The following is a 16,196-nucleotide window of genomic DNA, read 5'->3' on the forward strand; positions in this document are numbered from 1 at the left end:
ATCGCTTATAAGTACTCTATTGACCCGTAATACGTTTGTATTTAGATAGCAGGTCGCTTTCAGTTTCGACATGATTGGGATCGTGAGGAATACAGTCAACTGGGCAAATCACAACGCATTGTGGCTCGTCAAAATGTCCGACACATTCTGTACATAGATCAGGGTCGATGACATAGATATCATCCCCTTCTGAGATGGCTTCATTGGGGCAAGCAGGCTCGCACACATCACAGTTGATGCACTCATCAGTGATTAATAGTGCCATGAACTGTTCCTTATATTTTTGCTTATATCAGTCATATATGGCTGCTCCTTACTGTTTTAGCAAGTGCTAGCAGCATATCTTTGATGCAACATCTTTTATTTGATATTTAGCTTTTTATCAAATGCTTGCAAAACACAAGGTGGAACGAATTTATTGACGTCACCGCCAAGCTTGGCAATTTCGCGAATCATGGTAGATGAGATAAATGAGTAATTTTGAGATGGGGTCAAAAACACTGCCTCAAAGTTTTCATCAAGCTCGCGATTCATATTGGCTAGCTGAAACTCGTACTCAAAATCTGACATTGCACGCAAGCCACGCAAAACTGCCGTGGCGTTTTTTTCACGCATAAAATCAACAAGCAGCCCTTCAAAACCAATGACAGATACTTGCGGTAAATCAGCAAATACGGTTTCGACCAAAGCAACGCGTTCTTCAAAATTAAACAAGGGTTTTTTATGATGGCCTGAGGCAACCGCGATAACGACCTCATCAAATAGCTTGACGGCGCGTGTGACCAAATCTACATGACCGTTGGTAATCGGATCAAAGGTACCAGGGTATAGAATTTTGGTGTGTAGCTTTGAGGAATTAGGAGAAATAGAGTGGCTCATAGCATGGCTAATATAATCGGTGATATTAGGCCATATGCTAGCAAATTTTGCTCAAACTTAATACTTATCTGCTACATTTGTCCTAACAGCTGATTTACCTTTTCACTAGAGGCTTTGATACAATAGGCAGTTCGACTCATCCATCTCATAATCGAAATAAAAAACAAGACCAGTTATTGGATTAGGATGAGGAATTAGTGGGACTGATTAAATAAGGAGCCTATGTCTTAGGTCATCCTTATGGAGAAATTATGTCAAAAAAATCAAAAAAGCCAGATAATCAGATTTGCGCCAATAAAAAGGCGCGTCATGAGTATTTTATCGAAGAAACCTTTGAGGCAGGACTGGCATTACAAGGTTGGGAAGTCAAAGCCATTCGTGCAGGAAAAATGACGATTACTGAAGCGTACGTCATATTCCGTAATAACGAAGCCTTCTTGTTTGGGGCGCACATTCAGCCATTGCTATCGAGCTCAACGCACGTTAGTCCAGACAGTATTCGTACCCGTAAACTGCTGCTGAACCGTCGTGAGATCGAAAAACTATCTGGGGCAATCAACCAGAAAGGCTACGCTTGTGTACCGTTGTCTTGTTACTGGAAAAACTCACTGGTGAAATGCCAAATTGGCCTAGCCTTGGGTAAAAAGCAACATGATAAGCGTAAAACACTAAAAGATCGTGACTGGGAACGTGATAAGCAGCGCGGTTTCAAACAGCATTTAGATTAAGCACTATTTAATCTATATAAAAAAGGACGGCTCAATATTTACTGAGCCGTCCTTTTTTGTTGTTTGTGACGTTTAATAAAATAGTAACCTTTATAATATCTAGCCAGTGGCTTTCTATGCCATTTGCTCTTCTAGAGATGCTGCTGTCTTTCTACTAGCCTGACGCAATTGCTTAACACCATGAGCAATCAGACATGCAATACCTAGCCAAATCAGACCATAGCTATAGATCATCGCTGACTCAAATGGGTTGCCTAGTACGGTCACTGCCAAAATAAATAGCAACGCTGGCTCTAGATAGCTCATCATGCCATAGACATTAACTGGTAGCATTTGACTGGCATCAATATTGGTCTTCATCGCCAAGACACTGAGCACACCCAAACCTACTAGCATCATGATAAAGAAACCAGAGCCACTAACCAATGCCAAACTGCTTGGAGCAAAGAAGAACAAATAAGCCAGCGCAAAGGGCGCAAATATCGTTAAATCAACCAATAATCCGGTCACGGCACCGATTCCCTGCAGTCGGCGTAAAATGTAGTAAACGGGATACGTACCGCATACCCATAGCGTTGCCCAAGAGACACTTTGGGTACGGATAACTTCACTACCCACACCTAACGCGGCAAAGGCTACTGCCAACCATTGCAGGCGGCTTAGTTTTTCGCCAAAGAGGACACAACCAAACACTACCATCATTAACGGGAATAAGAAGTATCCCATCGCGGTTTGCACACCTTGCCCATTCACTGGCGCCCACATAAATAACCAAAATTGACTGAGAAATATCGGTGTAGGTAGTAGCAGCCAAGCCCATTGCTTAGCGCCTTTGAGCACTTTTAATTTATCAATGTGCAATCCCAGACGTCCACTGACCATTAAGTATCCGACCAACGCTGCCCACATCGCGAGCATGCGCCAGATAAAAACTTGCGTCCCTGATAATGGCGCTAAAAAACTGCTATAGGCATAGAGGACGCCAAATAGCACATTGGACAATATGGCAAAAGACACCCCTAATATCAGAGTGCGTTGTTGTGCACTACCTGTCGTCCAAATCGCAGGTAGTGGCAAACGTGCAACAGTTGTTGCTAGCGTATTAGCGAATACATTGGAGAGCATTGAGATAGACATGATAAGCACCGTAGCTATTAATAGATGATAAAAAACCAATTGCTAGCTCTTTTTTTAAAGCAGCTCTGATTGGTACAGTCTATTTTACTAGGGTGCTTTGATATATTATCTCTATATAGACGTATTTATGAATAATATTATCAAGGTAATATCATATAAATAGCTATTTTCTTACGTTAGCAATTTTAGTGATAATATTTATAAAATACAAAAACTTCGCTATTAAGGATATCCTGATATGAGCCATACTTTAGATAATATTGATAAAGCTATTTTGAACTTGCTGCAAGATGATGCGACATTACCGCTCAAAACTGTCGCAGAGCGAGTACATGTATCCATTGCGACGGCGCAGCGGCGCATACAGGCGCTGATAGATAGTGACGTGATTACCAAACAAGTCGCCATCGTCAATCCTGACAAAGTGGGCTATGGCCTGACAGCCGTAGTGATGATAGAAATGGAGCGCTCTAACACTTCAATGCAACATCGGTTTGAGCGCTTGATGGATGCGCAATCGCGAATCATGAGCTGCTATGAAGTATCAGGTGATTTTGATTTTATGTTGATGGTCAATGCAAAAAATATGAGCGACTATCATCAGTTCACGCGCAGCTTACTGACTTACGAAAATAATGTGCGCAATTTCAAAAGCCAGTTTGTGATGAACTTTACCAAGAGTGGAACCAAAATCACGCTAGATTAATTATAATTTAACAGTCTCAGCTACACTTACCTATCATATGACAATGGATGATAAGTAGCTAAGTTACATATAAACACTGTACGATATTCACCAGACATCCGAGAAGAAATAAAAACTCGATAGTTAATTTCGTAAGCCCATTTGTTAGACAAGGAAGCCTAATCATGATTGACCATACAAACGCTGATAACAACAACATGAAAGCGTTACTAAAACCGTCAAATTCAAAAAAGGTAATAGCAGGCGCTTTGTTTGCTACGGTACTAGCCAGCTCAGGCTGTGCGACCAGCTCGCTATTAGACAATAGCGGACACGTCACCACAAACACGACGAAGCAAATTCTGTCTGAAGATCAAATTGTTGCTTTTGGTCGTCCTGCGCAAGCGTTACCAAAAATACCAAACGCGTCAATGGTTATCGTAGGAGAAAAGAACAGCTACGTTCTCACCCAAGGTGGGATAGAAATGGTGAACTTACTGAGTAACCTCACGCAAAAAAACATTCAAGTGGATAACGACATGAGCTTTCATGTACCCAATAACGATGGGTACTTCCAAGGTGAGATGAAACTGTCTTATGCTAAATTAAAAGATGAGTTTGGGCGCTCAGACTATCAGTTCTTTTTGCAAAACAACGGTAAAGAGTGTACCTCAGCGAGCGATCAACGTATCAATGCTCAGCGCTTTTGTTTTAGCGTTCCTGTCAAAGGCGCTATCTATCCGCAAGTTAGTAACTTGGGGTTAATTCAGTCAAACTATCGCGCATTGACCAAACCATATACGGTGAGTTTTTATACACAAACTCAGCAAGATGTCGTCACTCGTAGCGGTCCAAATGGCGCACAAAAACTGGTACTGCTACCCTTTGCCCTCGCCTTTGACGTGGTTACTTTCCCGTTTCAGCTATTAGATTAGATAGTTAACTATTATACCGCTCATCGTCTAGTATCAAGTTTCAGGCTACGTCATGAAAGCTACATCTTGAAAGCTACATCTTGAAAGCTACGTTATAAAAGCCCCTTTATATAAGGTACGTTATCGAAAGGTATTCCATACTAAATCGTAACGTGCCTGCTTAATATTTTAGAATAACTTTTCGACCAGTGTTTTCGGGTAATTTTGTTTTGCCTTCTCTGCCGCTCGAAACATCATCTCATCTGCTTCGACAGGTCCTGTAACATCGCATAAGCATACATAAGCCAACTGCATCAAATTATTTAACAGGTGCTCATTATCAGGTACAGACGGGCGATTGCCTTCTAAAAATTGACTAATGTTAAGGCTATGCCCTTTGAAGGTGCGCTCTTGCGAAACAGTTTGGTGCATGGTCAGAAATAGATTGCGACTTTCTGTTTCTGATAGCTGACTGCGCAGCGCTTCTATGACAGTATAAAACGCCAAAACCAACTCAGAGACAGGAACTGGCACTTTGATTGCTTTATTATGGCTATTGTGACTATTATAACCATTGTGACTATCAGACTCGACTGTTTGCTGACTGTCCGTTTGCAACGTAGCCCAAAAGCCTTTCCTAATATCAGACTTATAAACTTGCAGCTCAGGATAGCGCCTTGTCGCATCCAAGACGCACTGTTGCATCATTTTTACAGAGACAGTCGAGTATCGCTGCCACTGCGATTTAAGCAGTCGCACCTCTTCAGGATGTAGATAATCGGCAAGCACTTCTGCCATCGCAGTCACAGCTTGGTCTACGGATTGAGTATCAATATTCATCAGCTCTCTCCTATAAATGCCGCTCGGTTAAACTCTTGGAATCAAACATTTGCTTCTGAAATTCAGGGTAACCAAGCTCTGCATGCTCGGTATAGTCAAGACCGCGCTGCTCATGTAAGCGGCTTGCTTTTAACCCAAAGCTTAGATCGATAAGCTTATACATTACCAGCCCCAATCCCAGTCCCCAGCCTAACGCCACGCCGACGCCCAACGCTTGTACGCCTAGCCGCGATAAGTTAAATAAATCTCCTGTATAGAATAATCCTGCTGCGAGCGTACCCCACGCCCCGCCAAAGCCATGTACTGCCACTGCCGAGACCACATCGTCTACTTTGAATTTTAATAACGCTTGCGACGATAGGATATACACCACGGAAGCAACCGCACCGATGATGATGGCAAAGACAGGCGTTGTGGTCGCACAACCTGCAGTAATCGATACCAGACCAATCAAACTGGCATTAACACTATCGCTCAGCAAAATGGCTTTGTTAAGCGATCGGGAGATCAGCATGTAGCTCACCACCGCACTGACTGCTGCGACAAAAGTATTGATTGCGATTAGACCAATATTGCCAGTGATAGACAATGTCGATCCAGCATTGAAGCCGAACCAACCAAACCATAAGATAAATCCGCCAAGCGCTAGCAACGTCATGTTATGCCCTGCAATTAGCCTTGGCGTGCCATCAGGTGCGAAGCGGCCTAGCCTTGGGCCAATGACTAAGATACCTGCCAACGCCAACCAACCACCGATAGAATGCACGACAGTAGACCCAGCAAAATCAATAAAGCCAAGTTCAGCTAGCCAACCCGTGCCACCAAAATAACCACCCCATACCCAGCTGGCAAACACAGGATAAATAAATAGACAAATCAAACATGCCGCTACCGCATAGCCGATAAATGAAACGCGCTCTGCCATTGCACCACTTGCAATCGTCACCGCTGTCGCTGCAAACATCATCTGAAAGAACATCAAAGCCCAGTCCATATTGGACAACGCGACTGGCATAAAATGATCCGTGCCGACGAATCCTGAATTATTAGTACCCATCATCAGCCCAAAACCCACCAAGTAGAACGCCAGACCGCCGATACACATGTCAGTGTAATTTTTCATCATCACGTTTACCGCGTTTTTCGCTCGTACTGATCCGCTCTCAAGTAGAGCAAAACCTGCCTGCATAAAGAACACCAATACCCCGCCCCAGATAATCCAAGCGACATTTTGATATTCGAGCAGCTGTGCCACGGTCAATGTGTCAGTCTCAGCGGCTTGGGCGCTACCCATTGCTGCAAACAATACTGTACTTAGTACCAGCCTATTACTTAGCGATGACTGTGATCGTTTTAACAATGTCTTTATCGTGTCTAGTCCTACAGATGATGCTCTCATTTTATCTCCAAACACTTATCCAGCTATTCAAATGTTATCGATGCACTATTTTTACTCATTGATGCACACAAATAAGCCCTAACAGGGTTGGAGCAAAACCTGTACCAAAATCTATTATTAGCAATTAAAGCAAGTTAAAAATGCAAGAGAACAAATGACCAGTTTCAGAAAAAACAGTATTTTGATAATTATGCTTGCAACGATATGAGCATAAATTGAACTAGGACAGAGAATGCTCGTTAACAATAAGTTTTATGAAGCTGATAATGACCTTTATAGAATTAGTGATGAAAATAACAGCGTGACAGTTATAGCTAAGCTATTTTTACTATTATCTCGTGGTGCTGGCAGCTTACTTTGCATGAGCAGTTTATCTCACGCTATCAATAACTTATCGGCAATCGCCACTCATAGAATAGGTCGCATAGTGAAGGCGATTCATGTTAAAATGAGCGCTTTTAAATTCGCCTTTATTATCACTGGGTAATAAGGGCTGTATTTTTAGTGCCATTTTTCTAATTAACAGGTCCGCCCATGTCTGCCGATACCATCGCCCGCACTGCCTTTAAACAAGGCACCAAGCCACTTTACGATTATGACAAACACTGGGCGAGCTGCTACGAGCCAGCGCCTTATCTGCCGATGAGCCGCAAAGAGATGGACGATCTAGGCTGGGATGCTTGTGACGTCATCATCATCTCAGGTGATGCCTATGTCGATCATCCAAGCTTTGGTATGGCGATTATCGGTCGCTTGCTTGAGTCGCAAGGCTTTCGTGTTGGTATCATCGCGCAGCCAGATTGGAAGAGCAAAGACGCCTTTATGGAATTGGGCAAACCCGTCTATGCGTATGGCGTGACCGCGGGCAACATGGACAGCATGATCAACCGCTATACCGCAGATCGTAAAATCCGTAGCGATGATGCTTACTCTCCTGGCAATGTAGCAAACAAACGCCCTGACCGCGCAGCTATCGTCTATAGCCAGCGCTGCCGTGAAGCCTATCCTGATGTGCCAATTATCTTGGGCGGTATTGAGGGCAGTCTACGCCGTATCGCTCATTATGATTATTGGTCAGACAAAGTCCGCCGTAGTATCTTGCTGGATGCGCGTGCTGATGTCTTACTATATGGTAATGCTGAGCGTGCGATCGTCGATGTGGTACATGGTCTGTCTAAAGGCTATAGCTTTGAGCAAATGAGTAAACTGCGTGGCACCTCTTATCTGTTGACACCGACTCGCCGTCATTGGCAATCGGACATGACAGAAGTCGCCAGTAATGATGTTGATACCGTTGGCCGTGTCGATCCAATCATCAACCCTTATGTGATGACAGAAGATGTAGACCAATGCTCAATCGAGCAAGAAAAGCCATCTGACTCCCCTGTTGGGCAAGCCATGCCGTCGTCCATTTCATCAATGTCGTCACAGTATCAGGGTTTTGTCGCTGAGCCAGTTGCCAATAAAGTCATCAACGCCAATCAAGTAGACACCGACACGCAAGTAGTGCAAATGCGCGGCTTTGATAAGCCAAAGACCGCACGCAAGCACAAGATCAAGATGCCGCCCCGTGAGGAAACGGTGATTCGTCTGCCTGATTATGAGCATGTCAAATCTGACCCTGTACTCTATGCCCATGCCAACCGCATCTTGCATCTAGAGACCAACCCAGGTAACGCGCGTGCGCTTGTACAACGTCATAGCAGCGGTGCTGGTAACTCGCATACTTCTATCGATGTCTGGCTGAACCCGCCACCGATTCCACTCTCGACAGAAGAGATGGACTACGTATTTGACTTGCCATATGCCCGTCTACCGCATCCAAGCTATGGCGATGCGCGTATCCCTGCTTATGACATGATTAAGTTTTCGGTCAATATTATGCGCGGCTGTTTTGGCGGTTGTACCTTCTGCTCAATTACCGAGCACGAAGGCCGTATTATTCAAAACCGCTCAGAAGACTCTATCTTACGTGAAGTGGAAGCCATTCGTGATACCGCGCCTAACTTTACAGGTGTGATCTCTGATCTGGGCGGACCAACAGCCAATATGTATCGCCTCAATTGTAAAGACGAGACGATTGAAAAGAACTGCCGTAAGCCGTCTTGTGTCTATCCTGATGTCTGCGAAAACTTGCTGACCGATCATAGCAACTTGACCAAGCTATATCGCAAAGCCCGTGATATCAAAGGCGTGAAAAAAATCCTGATTGCCTCAGGCTTGCGTTATGATTTGGCAGTAAAAGATCCTGAATACGTCAAAGAGTTGGTTAGTCATCACGTCGGTGGTTATCTCAAAATTGCGCCTGAGCACTCTGAAGAAGGCGTGCTATCAAAGATGATGAAGCCTGGCATGGGCAGTTATGATCAATTCAAAGCTATGTTTGAGCAATTCAGCCAAGAAGCGGGCAAAGAGCAATATCTGATTCCATACTTCATCGCCGCCCATCCGGGTACCAAAGATGAAGACATGATGAACCTTGCACTTTGGCTAAAAAGTCACGGATATCGCGCTGACCAAGTGCAGGCATTTTATCCAAGCCCGATGGCGACTGCGACCACCATGTACCACACGCACAAAGATCCGCTACATAAGGTCAGCCGTAGTGAAGGTGACATGGATATCGTCAAATCTGGCAAGCAGCGCAAACTGCATAAAGCGTTCCTCCGCTATCATGACCCAAAAAACTGGGTACTACTACGTAAAGCCCTACAAGACATGGGCCGTAGTGATTTGATCGGTAAAAACCGTGGTTGCTTGATTCCACCATTTAATGCCAGTTTAGAAGGCCGTGATGCAGCGCAGGACAGCTATCAATCAGCGCGCAAAAAGAATAGCCGTGTTGGCAATGATTCAGTGAAGCGCAGTAATGGCTCGTCAAACAACAGTGTGTCAGCTAAAGGTGCAGCAGGCAAAGGCATGGCGGGTAAGAAGAAAGTCAGCAAAGGCAATTTCCAGACTCAGCATACGGGTCTGCCACCGCGCAAAACCAAGTAGTATTCATAGCAAGTAATGTTCATAGTATAAAAATACATGCTCAATCTAGAGCATGTTAAGTAAAACAAAAAGTCGCCTATCAGCCACTCGTTGATAGACGCTTTTTTATGCACCAATTTTATAGACGCGCACTTCATAGCTAACACGGCTTACTTTTCACCATGTCGCAAATTGCAAGTTACATTAGACAGCGGTTGGGTAACGAAGCTAACAGGTAATGAACAATTTCTAACATTGAAATGGTTCGTTTTCGCTACTATAACCCTCATATGCTAAACGCATCATTAAGAACAAGTAAATGACATCAGCGAAAAGCTTTGGAGAGCACTATGAAAATGATAACTAAAATTGCGACCACCCTACCAGTCCTTGCCTTATTGAGCGCTTGTGCGACTACCGCACCCACTACCCCAGATGCAACTGATACGCCAGTTCCAGAAAAAGTAACCGCTGCCTATGATCGTATGGCACCAGCACCATACACCTGTACCGATGACAGCAAAATCATGGCAAAGCAATCTATCAACAAAGAACAAGTGATGCTCAACGCTACCTTACCAAAAGTAAAATGGGCAGAGCAGCCAATCATCCTAAACGGTAAAGTGAAAGGCGAAGTCGCAAGCTATGTAAACGACTCAAACCCAGAAGTCGTCTATGCATGGCACATGAAAGGTGACAAAGGTATCTTTGCGATGAAGTGGGCTGATGGTAAAGAATACCAAGTAAACTGCCAAATCTAATCAATTAAAGATAAGCTCATATCGTAATAGACAAATAGTCGTAATAGATAAAAAGCAGTCATTAAATAGTGGCTGCTTTTTTATGCGTGTTCGTTTGATACGTTTATAAAGACGGCTATAAAAACCAGTTCCAAATAGACGGTTGTACAGTCAGTTCAATATAATTTCGATAAAAGGAAACCGAGTGCAAGTTATACATTAGTATGCTTAGCGAGGATGACGATGTAGCGGATTTATATAGACTTGACTATATGGTTGATTCAATTTAAAAGTAGTACAAGGCAGCCGAGTGCAGTTGTAACTGTGATACTTTAAGCGAGGTTAACGCTGTCATTCTTTTATAGAGGATTGACTCTATCAAAACTTACCATCTGATGTATTTCGCTAGAGAAGCACCAAGAAAGCTGTCAAAATAGCAGGTAAAGCAAATCAATCATGACCAACAATCAAAAGGGTAACTCGATGGCGAAGCGTCTGATAAATATGATGGTAATTGCAACGGCAAGCATGTGGGCGCTGACAGGCTGCGATAACGCTACCGATTCTGTCGATGCCGCTGAGCAAACTGCGGAGACAACAGCAGATCCATCCGCCCCAGCAGCCGACACCATCGACTGGTCACTGGTAGATAGCGGCGAAAAGCCTGCTGACCCTACCAATTATAAGTATCCGTTTGCCATCGACAGTCAAAATGTCCGAGACTATGCAGATTACTTCAAAGTGGACGCTGCGACCGCTCAGCATAATCTGACGGTGAGCATGGCAAGTAACGAAGCGTTATCGAAAGCCTTGGATCAACTCAGCGAAACCTATGTCTCACACGAGCTAACCGATGGTAATGAAATGACGCTTATCATTCATACCACGACCGATGTTGCTGCCAGTACCTACGATTATGTGCTGTCTGATGACTTTGCCAAAGGGCTGGTATTACCTATCGTGATACAGCCAGATGGTAAGAAAGGTGACGCAAAGGCGCATGGAGAAGTACCATAATAGCGTATTTACAAATTTAAAATAATAAAATTGCTCAAAGTGAAAGGTGTGCGGAATACTACTTGTGACCACTAAGTAAGTCTACTTTATAGGAAAAAATCGATGCAAGATGACTATCCGAAATTTGCCACTGAAGAAAACTTTAAGAAGTTCGTCGCAAATTTGAAGGGGATTACTGACTTAGATGAAGTAACCAAAACATTTTCAGATAAAGAAAAGGTTGCAGATTACCTTATTGATAATTTGCTTGTCATTGAACTAAAAACCTTAAAGTCCAATCCACGAGATAAAGTTATAGGTTATGTGCAAAGTGAAACAGATAAAATTAATCAAGCTGAGGGACTTCCTGTTTTTTATGGGCAACATAACTTTAGAGAAGCTACTCAAATACTACAAGATGGCGAAAAACTTACAACTAAGTTGGATAACCTGTATTTTAGACAAATAGAAGAAGTAATGAGGAAGGCAAACAAACAAATAAAATCAACCATCAATAGCTTCGGCATGACTCATAATACATATGGATTTTTAACTATAATTAATGAGCGTGCTGACTTCTATCAGCCTGAAATTTTGGCTGGTTACATTTGTAGAGAGCTTCTTAAAACGAATGTAGATGGAACGCCTAAATATTCAAATATACATCAAGTAGCATTTATTCAAAGTTCGTATAAGGTAAATGATATTAGTGACAACATACTAATACCCTGCCATTTTATTAAGAATTCGTTATTAGTAGATACAGAGTTAAGTAAAAAAGCTGAAGAAGTTATGATATTTTTTTGGAGTGAATTCGCAAGGTTCGTCGGAATTGAAAACTTTCATATCAAAAATCCTAGAGATTTACCAGCTACAAAAATTATTTAGAAGTAGTAATTTATTATAGTGTGCACTCAACGGCGCCATATAATGTATAGCAAATAACTGAAATCAATCCCTCGTGTAGACTATTTCACATATTTATCAGATAAAACTTATAGCCTAAAAACTCTTTTTGTAAAAAGTACATGAAGTGAATTCTACACCTCTACAATGTCTACCTTATCTCTATACAAGGCGATAGCCATACGCGAGGGACGAGCGCCGAGTAAACCATTAAAGAAAGACGGCTCATGACCCGCATATTCGCCCACTATTAAAGTAAGCGATGCTGAGGCCATGCTTTTAAATCTTTTGCTCTTGCGCTAGGGACGGGCGTGTTATTAAAGTATGACCTAACCAGAAAATCCCCTCTAAGGGATTTTCACTTGCGAACCTAAAATTGCAGTGCAATTTTTTAACGGTTCTCATCCCCAACCATCGCCAAAAACTCGTCCTCACCCACCACTTTCACACCCAACTTCTCAGCCTTCGCCATTTTTGAACCTGCTTTTTCGCCTGCTAGTAATGCCGTGGTTTTAGCAGAAATACTGCCCGAAACTTTTGCACCCAATGCTTGTAGCTTCGCCTTGGCTTCATCACGCGCCATGCTATCGAGCGCACCTGTGATAACCCACGTCTGCCCATCGAGTGGTAGACCTTCGGATGCAATTTGCTCGACCTTATCCCAATGCACACCAGCCGCGCGTAATGCCGTGATGACTTCGATATTGTGCGGCGCGTGGAAGAATTTATAAGTCAGCTCGGCAGTGATTTCACCAACATCTGGCGTTTTTATCAAGGTCTCAATATCGGCAGTCATTAATGCGTCAAGATCACCAAATTGCTGCGCAAGGTTCTGTGCGGTGCCTTCGCCAACACCGCGAATACCGAGTGCATAGATAAAGCGAGCCAATGTCGTATGCTTGCTGGCTTCGATAGCGTTAATGATATTTTGTACCGATTTTCCACCCAGTTTCTCAAAGGTGACCATCTCATCCGCATGATTGTGCAACTGATAGATATCAGCAACGGTTTTGACCAGACCATGCTCAAAGAAGCTAATCAGCCAACTTGCACCAAGTCCATCGATATCCATCGCACGACGCGAGACAAAATGGATAAGCGCTTCTTGCTGCTGCGCTGGGCAAAACAGCCCACCCGTACAGCGCGCCAATGCTTCATCTTCAGGCAGCACGACAGGAGAGTCACAGACAGGACAAGTCGAAGGTAGCGTGACCGGCTCGCTATCGGCTGGGCGCTGATCGTGCCAGACACGAGTGACTTTGGGGATGACATCACCTGCACGGTGAACGCTGACCGTGTCGCCTGCGCGCACATCTAAACGCTGAATTTCGCCAAAGTTGTGCAAAGTGACATTACTGACAGTGACGCCGCCGACTTTGACAGGCTCAAGCTTACCAACTGGTGTGATTTGACCCGTACGGCCGACTTGCCATTCGATATCGTTGAGACGCGTCATCACCGTTTCGGCAGGGAATTTATAGGCAGTCGCCCAGCGCGGCTCGCGAGATAAAAACCCAAGCTGCTGCTGTAACGCAAGGCTGTTTACCTTAATCACCATGCCATCGATTTCAAATGGCAGATCGCTACGCCCTTCTATCACTGACTCATAATAGGTCTGCGCGGCGCGTGGATTTGCCACCACTTCTACGGCGCTGACTGTAAATCCAAGCTCGGTAAGCCATGCCAGCGCCCCTGACTGAGTGTCGATAGTATCTGGCAAACCTTGATTGACCGAATAGCCATAGAATGCCAGTGGACGACTGGCTGCTATCGCTGGATCTAGCTGACGTAAGCTACCAGCAGCGGCATTGCGCGGATTAGCAAAAGTTTTACCTTCTTTCTCTTCTGCCAATCGATTAAGACGCTCAAATCCTGCCTTTGGCATCAATACCTCACCGCGTACTTCTAGCAACTCAATGTCAGCCGCATCGGCTATCCATAGTGGCAAGTTACGAATGGTTTTGGCATTTTGAGTAATATCTTCACCCGTCTGCCCATCACCGCGCGTGACCGCTTGGACAAACTTACCATGCTCATACTTCAGTGAGACAGCCAGTCCATCAAGCTTTAGTTCCATCTCATACTCAGGGTTTTGCTGCGACACGCTAAGACGGTCATTGACACGGCGCATAAAATCGCGCAAATCATCATACTCAAAGACATTGCCCAACGACAGCATTGGAATGTCATGCGTGACTTGGGTAAAGGCAGATAGCGGCATATCGCCGACTTGATTAATTGGGCTATCTGGCTGCACCAAATCTGGATATTCTTCTTCAATCTCAAGCAACGAGCGACGCAACTGGTCGTATTCACTGTCTTCTAGAATTGGATTGTCCAGCACGTAATAGGCATAGTTATGCGTCTTAATCGCTTCAATAAGCGCACGCATTTTTGAGACAATCTCTACACTATTATCCGTACTACTATCGGTAGGACTGGGTATATTAGAGGTCGCAGGCGCTTGGTTTTCTACTTGAGCAGATGGATTTTTAGAATTATTTGATGAGGTAGAGTCAGTCATAGTCGGCGTCTTTTTTGCAATTCAAGATGTCGATATGATAACAAGTTTGTAGGAAGCTCGGTATAGTCAATCCTATATAAATCAAATACCATGTCAGGCTTGCTCAGTCTACTATGGTTAGCATTTTGCAGAAACTATAGCTCATTAAAAAAGGCAAATAACGTTAATCGCTATTTGCCCTTTTTATGATTTCTGCTATTAAGCAGCTCTCAATATGTATAGCTTCTAACTTTCGTAGCTTTTAAAACGTTAACCCTCATAATCACGAACTTGGTTACGCAGTTGTTGCTTGTATTCAGGCGTGATTGGTTCGTTCTCTTCATCAAGCATAATTGCATCAAGATCGCTTGCCATCATATAAGCAATGCTCATCATACTATCAAAGCTGCGCACGGCTTGTGGATGCGGCAATGACAAGAACACGACGATACCGTTATAGGTGTTGGTCGCAACACTATGCGGATCAAACGGTGCGATACCGCTATCAGTAATGCCCATCATACTAAACCACAGCATACCCGTGCCGTCTTTTTGCTCGTAGCGATGGAACATATTCATCGCGCCATAGCGTAGACCGTATTTATCAATCAATGCTAACAGATCACGACCACGGATAATCGCCGCTGGACGGTCACGATATTGGTGCGGCAAGATGGTGATATTGATATTGTCTTTGGCATTAATCAACGGGCCGTTTTGCGCATCATCACCTGACTCTGATAGATGCTGATCCAGTATCGGGCTATTATCATCGAAGCTTGGCTCTTCTGCCGTATCAATGGTTGGCATCAGACTATCGGTCGCTGACATTAGGCTAGAGAATGCATCAGGCTCTTGCTCGATATGCATCTGATCTGCGACTTCTACAAACTCAGCACTATCGGCACGGCGCTGCTCTTCTTGCCAGCGCGCGTAGTCGGCTTCATCGATGACGTCATGGTCGTCAGCTGCTATATGGTCACGCTCAGCCGTTAGTTGAGCGTCAACGTTGGTATGCGCTTGCGTCAATGGCTCTTCTTCAACCACAGCATCCAAGTAACTACGATCTGGACCGATGCTCGTCTCGCCTGCGACCGTATCATCAAGGTCTGGCTGATCGACGATATTGCGCTCGTGACGCGGTATGATCGGAATACCATTTTTATCATAATTGACCGCAGCAGCTTCGGTAGCACCGCGGCGCTTAAAGCTACGAATGACCATAAACAGCCCTGCGAGCACGATAAACGCGGCAATGGCAATCAATATAAACTGAATAACGGTCATGATAAATACATCCTAGTATATATAACAAAAGGGAATACACAAACGAGCATAAATGGCAATATTCTAGCATGGCTGACCTATATCGTCACCACATTGTGTACTTTATAACCAGTATGCTGGACTGAGGTCAAGCTTATTTGCATTTATGCCAATTGATTGATTATATTTGCATCGCGCTGATTCTCATAGCACTTTTAATGTCGACT

At 44.0% G+C, this 16,196-nt stretch carries 15 protein-coding genes; 7 read left to right on the top strand and 8 right to left on the bottom strand.

Translation table 11 applies throughout. The features are described from left to right. Positions 1 to 16: 16 nt before the first annotated feature. Together HCZ91_RS08605 and coaD are read right to left on the bottom strand one after the other, a co-directional pair. Positions 17 to 265 (bottom strand): YfhL family 4Fe-4S dicluster ferredoxin, encoded by a 249-nt coding sequence (locus HCZ91_RS08605; RefSeq protein WP_021814308.1) that lies wholly within the window; start codon positions 263 to 265, stop codon positions 17 to 19. Between the two features lie 95 nt (positions 266 to 360). Next, positions 361 to 879: a pantetheine-phosphate adenylyltransferase gene (coaD, locus tag HCZ91_RS08610; protein ID WP_102078894.1), complete on the bottom strand. Its 519-nt coding sequence runs from the start codon at positions 877 to 879 to the stop codon at positions 361 to 363. Positions 880 to 1,130: 251 nt separating this feature from the next. On the opposite strand from coaD, the gene smpB reads away from it, so the two are divergent. Beyond that, positions 1,131 to 1,607 (top strand): SsrA-binding protein SmpB, encoded by a 477-nt coding sequence (gene smpB / locus HCZ91_RS08615; RefSeq protein WP_057758370.1) that lies wholly within the window; start codon positions 1,131 to 1,133, stop codon positions 1,605 to 1,607. Between the two features lie 114 nt (positions 1,608 to 1,721). Here the strand turns inward: smpB and rarD are convergent, their stop codons facing one another. Next, the gene (gene rarD, locus HCZ91_RS08620) at positions 1,722 to 2,744 is read right to left on the bottom strand and encodes an EamA family transporter RarD (RefSeq protein WP_257020017.1); all 1,023 of its coding nucleotides are present in this window, start codon (positions 2,742 to 2,744) and stop codon (positions 1,722 to 1,724) included. Positions 2,745 to 2,982: 238 nt separating this feature from the next. Here rarD and HCZ91_RS08625 point away from each other — a divergent pair, with 238 nt between their 5' ends. Further along, a complete protein-coding gene (locus HCZ91_RS08625; RefSeq protein WP_101204277.1) occupies positions 2,983 to 3,450 on the top strand; it encodes an Lrp/AsnC family transcriptional regulator in 468 nt (155 codons plus the stop codon). A 164-nt stretch (positions 3,451 to 3,614) separates the two neighbouring features. Beyond that, positions 3,615 to 4,364: a hypothetical protein gene (locus HCZ91_RS08630; protein ID WP_257020018.1), complete on the top strand. Its 750-nt coding sequence runs from the start codon at positions 3,615 to 3,617 to the stop codon at positions 4,362 to 4,364. 168 nt (positions 4,365 to 4,532) lie between these two features. On the opposite strand, the gene HCZ91_RS08635 is transcribed toward HCZ91_RS08630, so the two are convergent. Together HCZ91_RS08635 and HCZ91_RS08640 are read right to left on the bottom strand one after the other, a co-directional pair. Next, positions 4,533 to 5,183: a hypothetical protein gene (locus tag HCZ91_RS08635; protein WP_179799055.1), complete on the bottom strand. Its 651-nt coding sequence runs from the start codon at positions 5,181 to 5,183 to the stop codon at positions 4,533 to 4,535. Positions 5,184 to 5,193: 10 nt separating this feature from the next. Next, complete coding sequence (locus tag HCZ91_RS08640; protein ID WP_179799085.1) at positions 5,194 to 6,477, bottom strand: ammonium transporter; 1,284 nt, start codon at positions 6,475 to 6,477, stop codon at positions 5,194 to 5,196. Positions 6,478 to 7,116: 639 nt separating this feature from the next. On the opposite strand from HCZ91_RS08640, the gene HCZ91_RS08645 reads away from it, so the two are divergent. From HCZ91_RS08645 to HCZ91_RS08660, 4 genes are all read left to right on the top strand, one after another. Continuing rightward, positions 7,117 to 9,579, top strand: coding sequence for a YgiQ family radical SAM protein (locus HCZ91_RS08645; RefSeq protein ID WP_179799056.1), 2,463 nt, complete (start codon positions 7,117 to 7,119; stop codon positions 9,577 to 9,579). 329 nt (positions 9,580 to 9,908) lie between these two features. Next, entirely contained in the window at positions 9,909 to 10,319 is a 411-nt protein-coding gene (locus HCZ91_RS08650) for a hypothetical protein (protein ID WP_134292608.1), read from the top strand. Positions 10,320 to 10,754: 435 nt separating this feature from the next. Then, positions 10,755 to 11,315 carry a hypothetical protein gene (locus HCZ91_RS08655; protein WP_257020020.1) on the top strand — a complete coding sequence of 187 codons (561 nt, stop codon included), beginning with the start codon at positions 10,755 to 10,757 and terminating at the stop codon, positions 11,313 to 11,315. Positions 11,316 to 11,417: 102 nt separating this feature from the next. Further along, positions 11,418 to 12,182 (top strand): hypothetical protein, encoded by a 765-nt coding sequence (locus HCZ91_RS08660; protein ID WP_179799057.1) that lies wholly within the window; start codon positions 11,418 to 11,420, stop codon positions 12,180 to 12,182. A gap of 152 nt (positions 12,183 to 12,334) precedes the next feature. Here HCZ91_RS08660 and HCZ91_RS08665 read toward each other — a convergent pair whose 3' ends face one another. The 3 genes from HCZ91_RS08665 to HCZ91_RS08675 all read right to left on the bottom strand — a co-directional run bounded on the left by HCZ91_RS08665 (position 12,335) and on the right by HCZ91_RS08675 (position 15,990). After that, positions 12,335 to 12,475 carry a hypothetical protein gene (locus HCZ91_RS08665; protein ID WP_179799058.1) on the bottom strand — a complete coding sequence of 47 codons (141 nt, stop codon included), beginning with the start codon at positions 12,473 to 12,475 and terminating at the stop codon, positions 12,335 to 12,337. Between the two features lie 116 nt (positions 12,476 to 12,591). Continuing rightward, a complete protein-coding gene (gene ligA / locus HCZ91_RS08670; RefSeq protein ID WP_257020025.1) occupies positions 12,592 to 14,592 on the bottom strand; it encodes an NAD-dependent DNA ligase LigA in 2,001 nt (666 codons plus the stop codon). 381 nt (positions 14,593 to 14,973) lie between these two features. Further along, complete coding sequence (locus HCZ91_RS08675; RefSeq protein ID WP_179799060.1) at positions 14,974 to 15,990, bottom strand: cell division protein ZipA C-terminal FtsZ-binding domain-containing protein; 1,017 nt, start codon at positions 15,988 to 15,990, stop codon at positions 14,974 to 14,976. Positions 15,991 to 16,196: the final 206 nt, after the last annotated feature.

The sequence above is a fragment of the Psychrobacter sp. BI730 genome, assembly GCF_013414195.1.
Taxonomy (GTDB): domain Bacteria; phylum Pseudomonadota; class Gammaproteobacteria; order Pseudomonadales; family Moraxellaceae; genus Psychrobacter.

Excerpts from the sequence above, each read along its gene's own strand:
- HCZ91_RS08605 (WP_021814308.1), bottom strand. The coding sequence starts at position 265 with ATGGCACTATTAATCACTGATGAGTGCATCAACTGTGATGTGTGCGAG.
- coaD (WP_102078894.1), bottom strand. The coding sequence starts at position 879 with ATGAGCCACTCTATTTCTCCTAATTCCTCAAAGCTACACACCAAAATT.
- smpB (WP_057758370.1), top strand. The coding sequence starts at position 1,131 with ATGTCAAAAAAATCAAAAAAGCCAGATAATCAGATTTGCGCCAATAAA.
- rarD (WP_257020017.1), bottom strand. The coding sequence starts at position 2,744 with ATGTCTATCTCAATGCTCTCCAATGTATTCGCTAATACGCTAGCAACA.
- HCZ91_RS08625 (WP_101204277.1), top strand. The coding sequence starts at position 2,983 with ATGAGCCATACTTTAGATAATATTGATAAAGCTATTTTGAACTTGCTG.
- HCZ91_RS08630 (WP_257020018.1), top strand. The coding sequence starts at position 3,615 with ATGATTGACCATACAAACGCTGATAACAACAACATGAAAGCGTTACTA.
- HCZ91_RS08635 (WP_179799055.1), bottom strand. The coding sequence starts at position 5,183 with ATGAATATTGATACTCAATCCGTAGACCAAGCTGTGACTGCGATGGCA.
- HCZ91_RS08640 (WP_179799085.1), bottom strand. The coding sequence starts at position 6,477 with ATGGGTAGCGCCCAAGCCGCTGAGACTGACACATTGACCGTGGCACAG.
- HCZ91_RS08645 (WP_179799056.1), top strand. The coding sequence starts at position 7,117 with ATGTCTGCCGATACCATCGCCCGCACTGCCTTTAAACAAGGCACCAAG.
- HCZ91_RS08650 (WP_134292608.1), top strand. The coding sequence starts at position 9,909 with ATGAAAATGATAACTAAAATTGCGACCACCCTACCAGTCCTTGCCTTA.
- HCZ91_RS08655 (WP_257020020.1), top strand. The coding sequence starts at position 10,755 with ATGACCAACAATCAAAAGGGTAACTCGATGGCGAAGCGTCTGATAAAT.
- HCZ91_RS08660 (WP_179799057.1), top strand. The coding sequence starts at position 11,418 with ATGCAAGATGACTATCCGAAATTTGCCACTGAAGAAAACTTTAAGAAG.
- HCZ91_RS08665 (WP_179799058.1), bottom strand. The coding sequence starts at position 12,475 with ATGGCCTCAGCATCGCTTACTTTAATAGTGGGCGAATATGCGGGTCAT.
- ligA (WP_257020025.1), bottom strand. The coding sequence starts at position 14,592 with ATGCGTGCGCTTATTGAAGCGATTAAGACGCATAACTATGCCTATTAC.
- HCZ91_RS08675 (WP_179799060.1), bottom strand. The coding sequence starts at position 15,990 with ATGACCGTTATTCAGTTTATATTGATTGCCATTGCCGCGTTTATCGTG.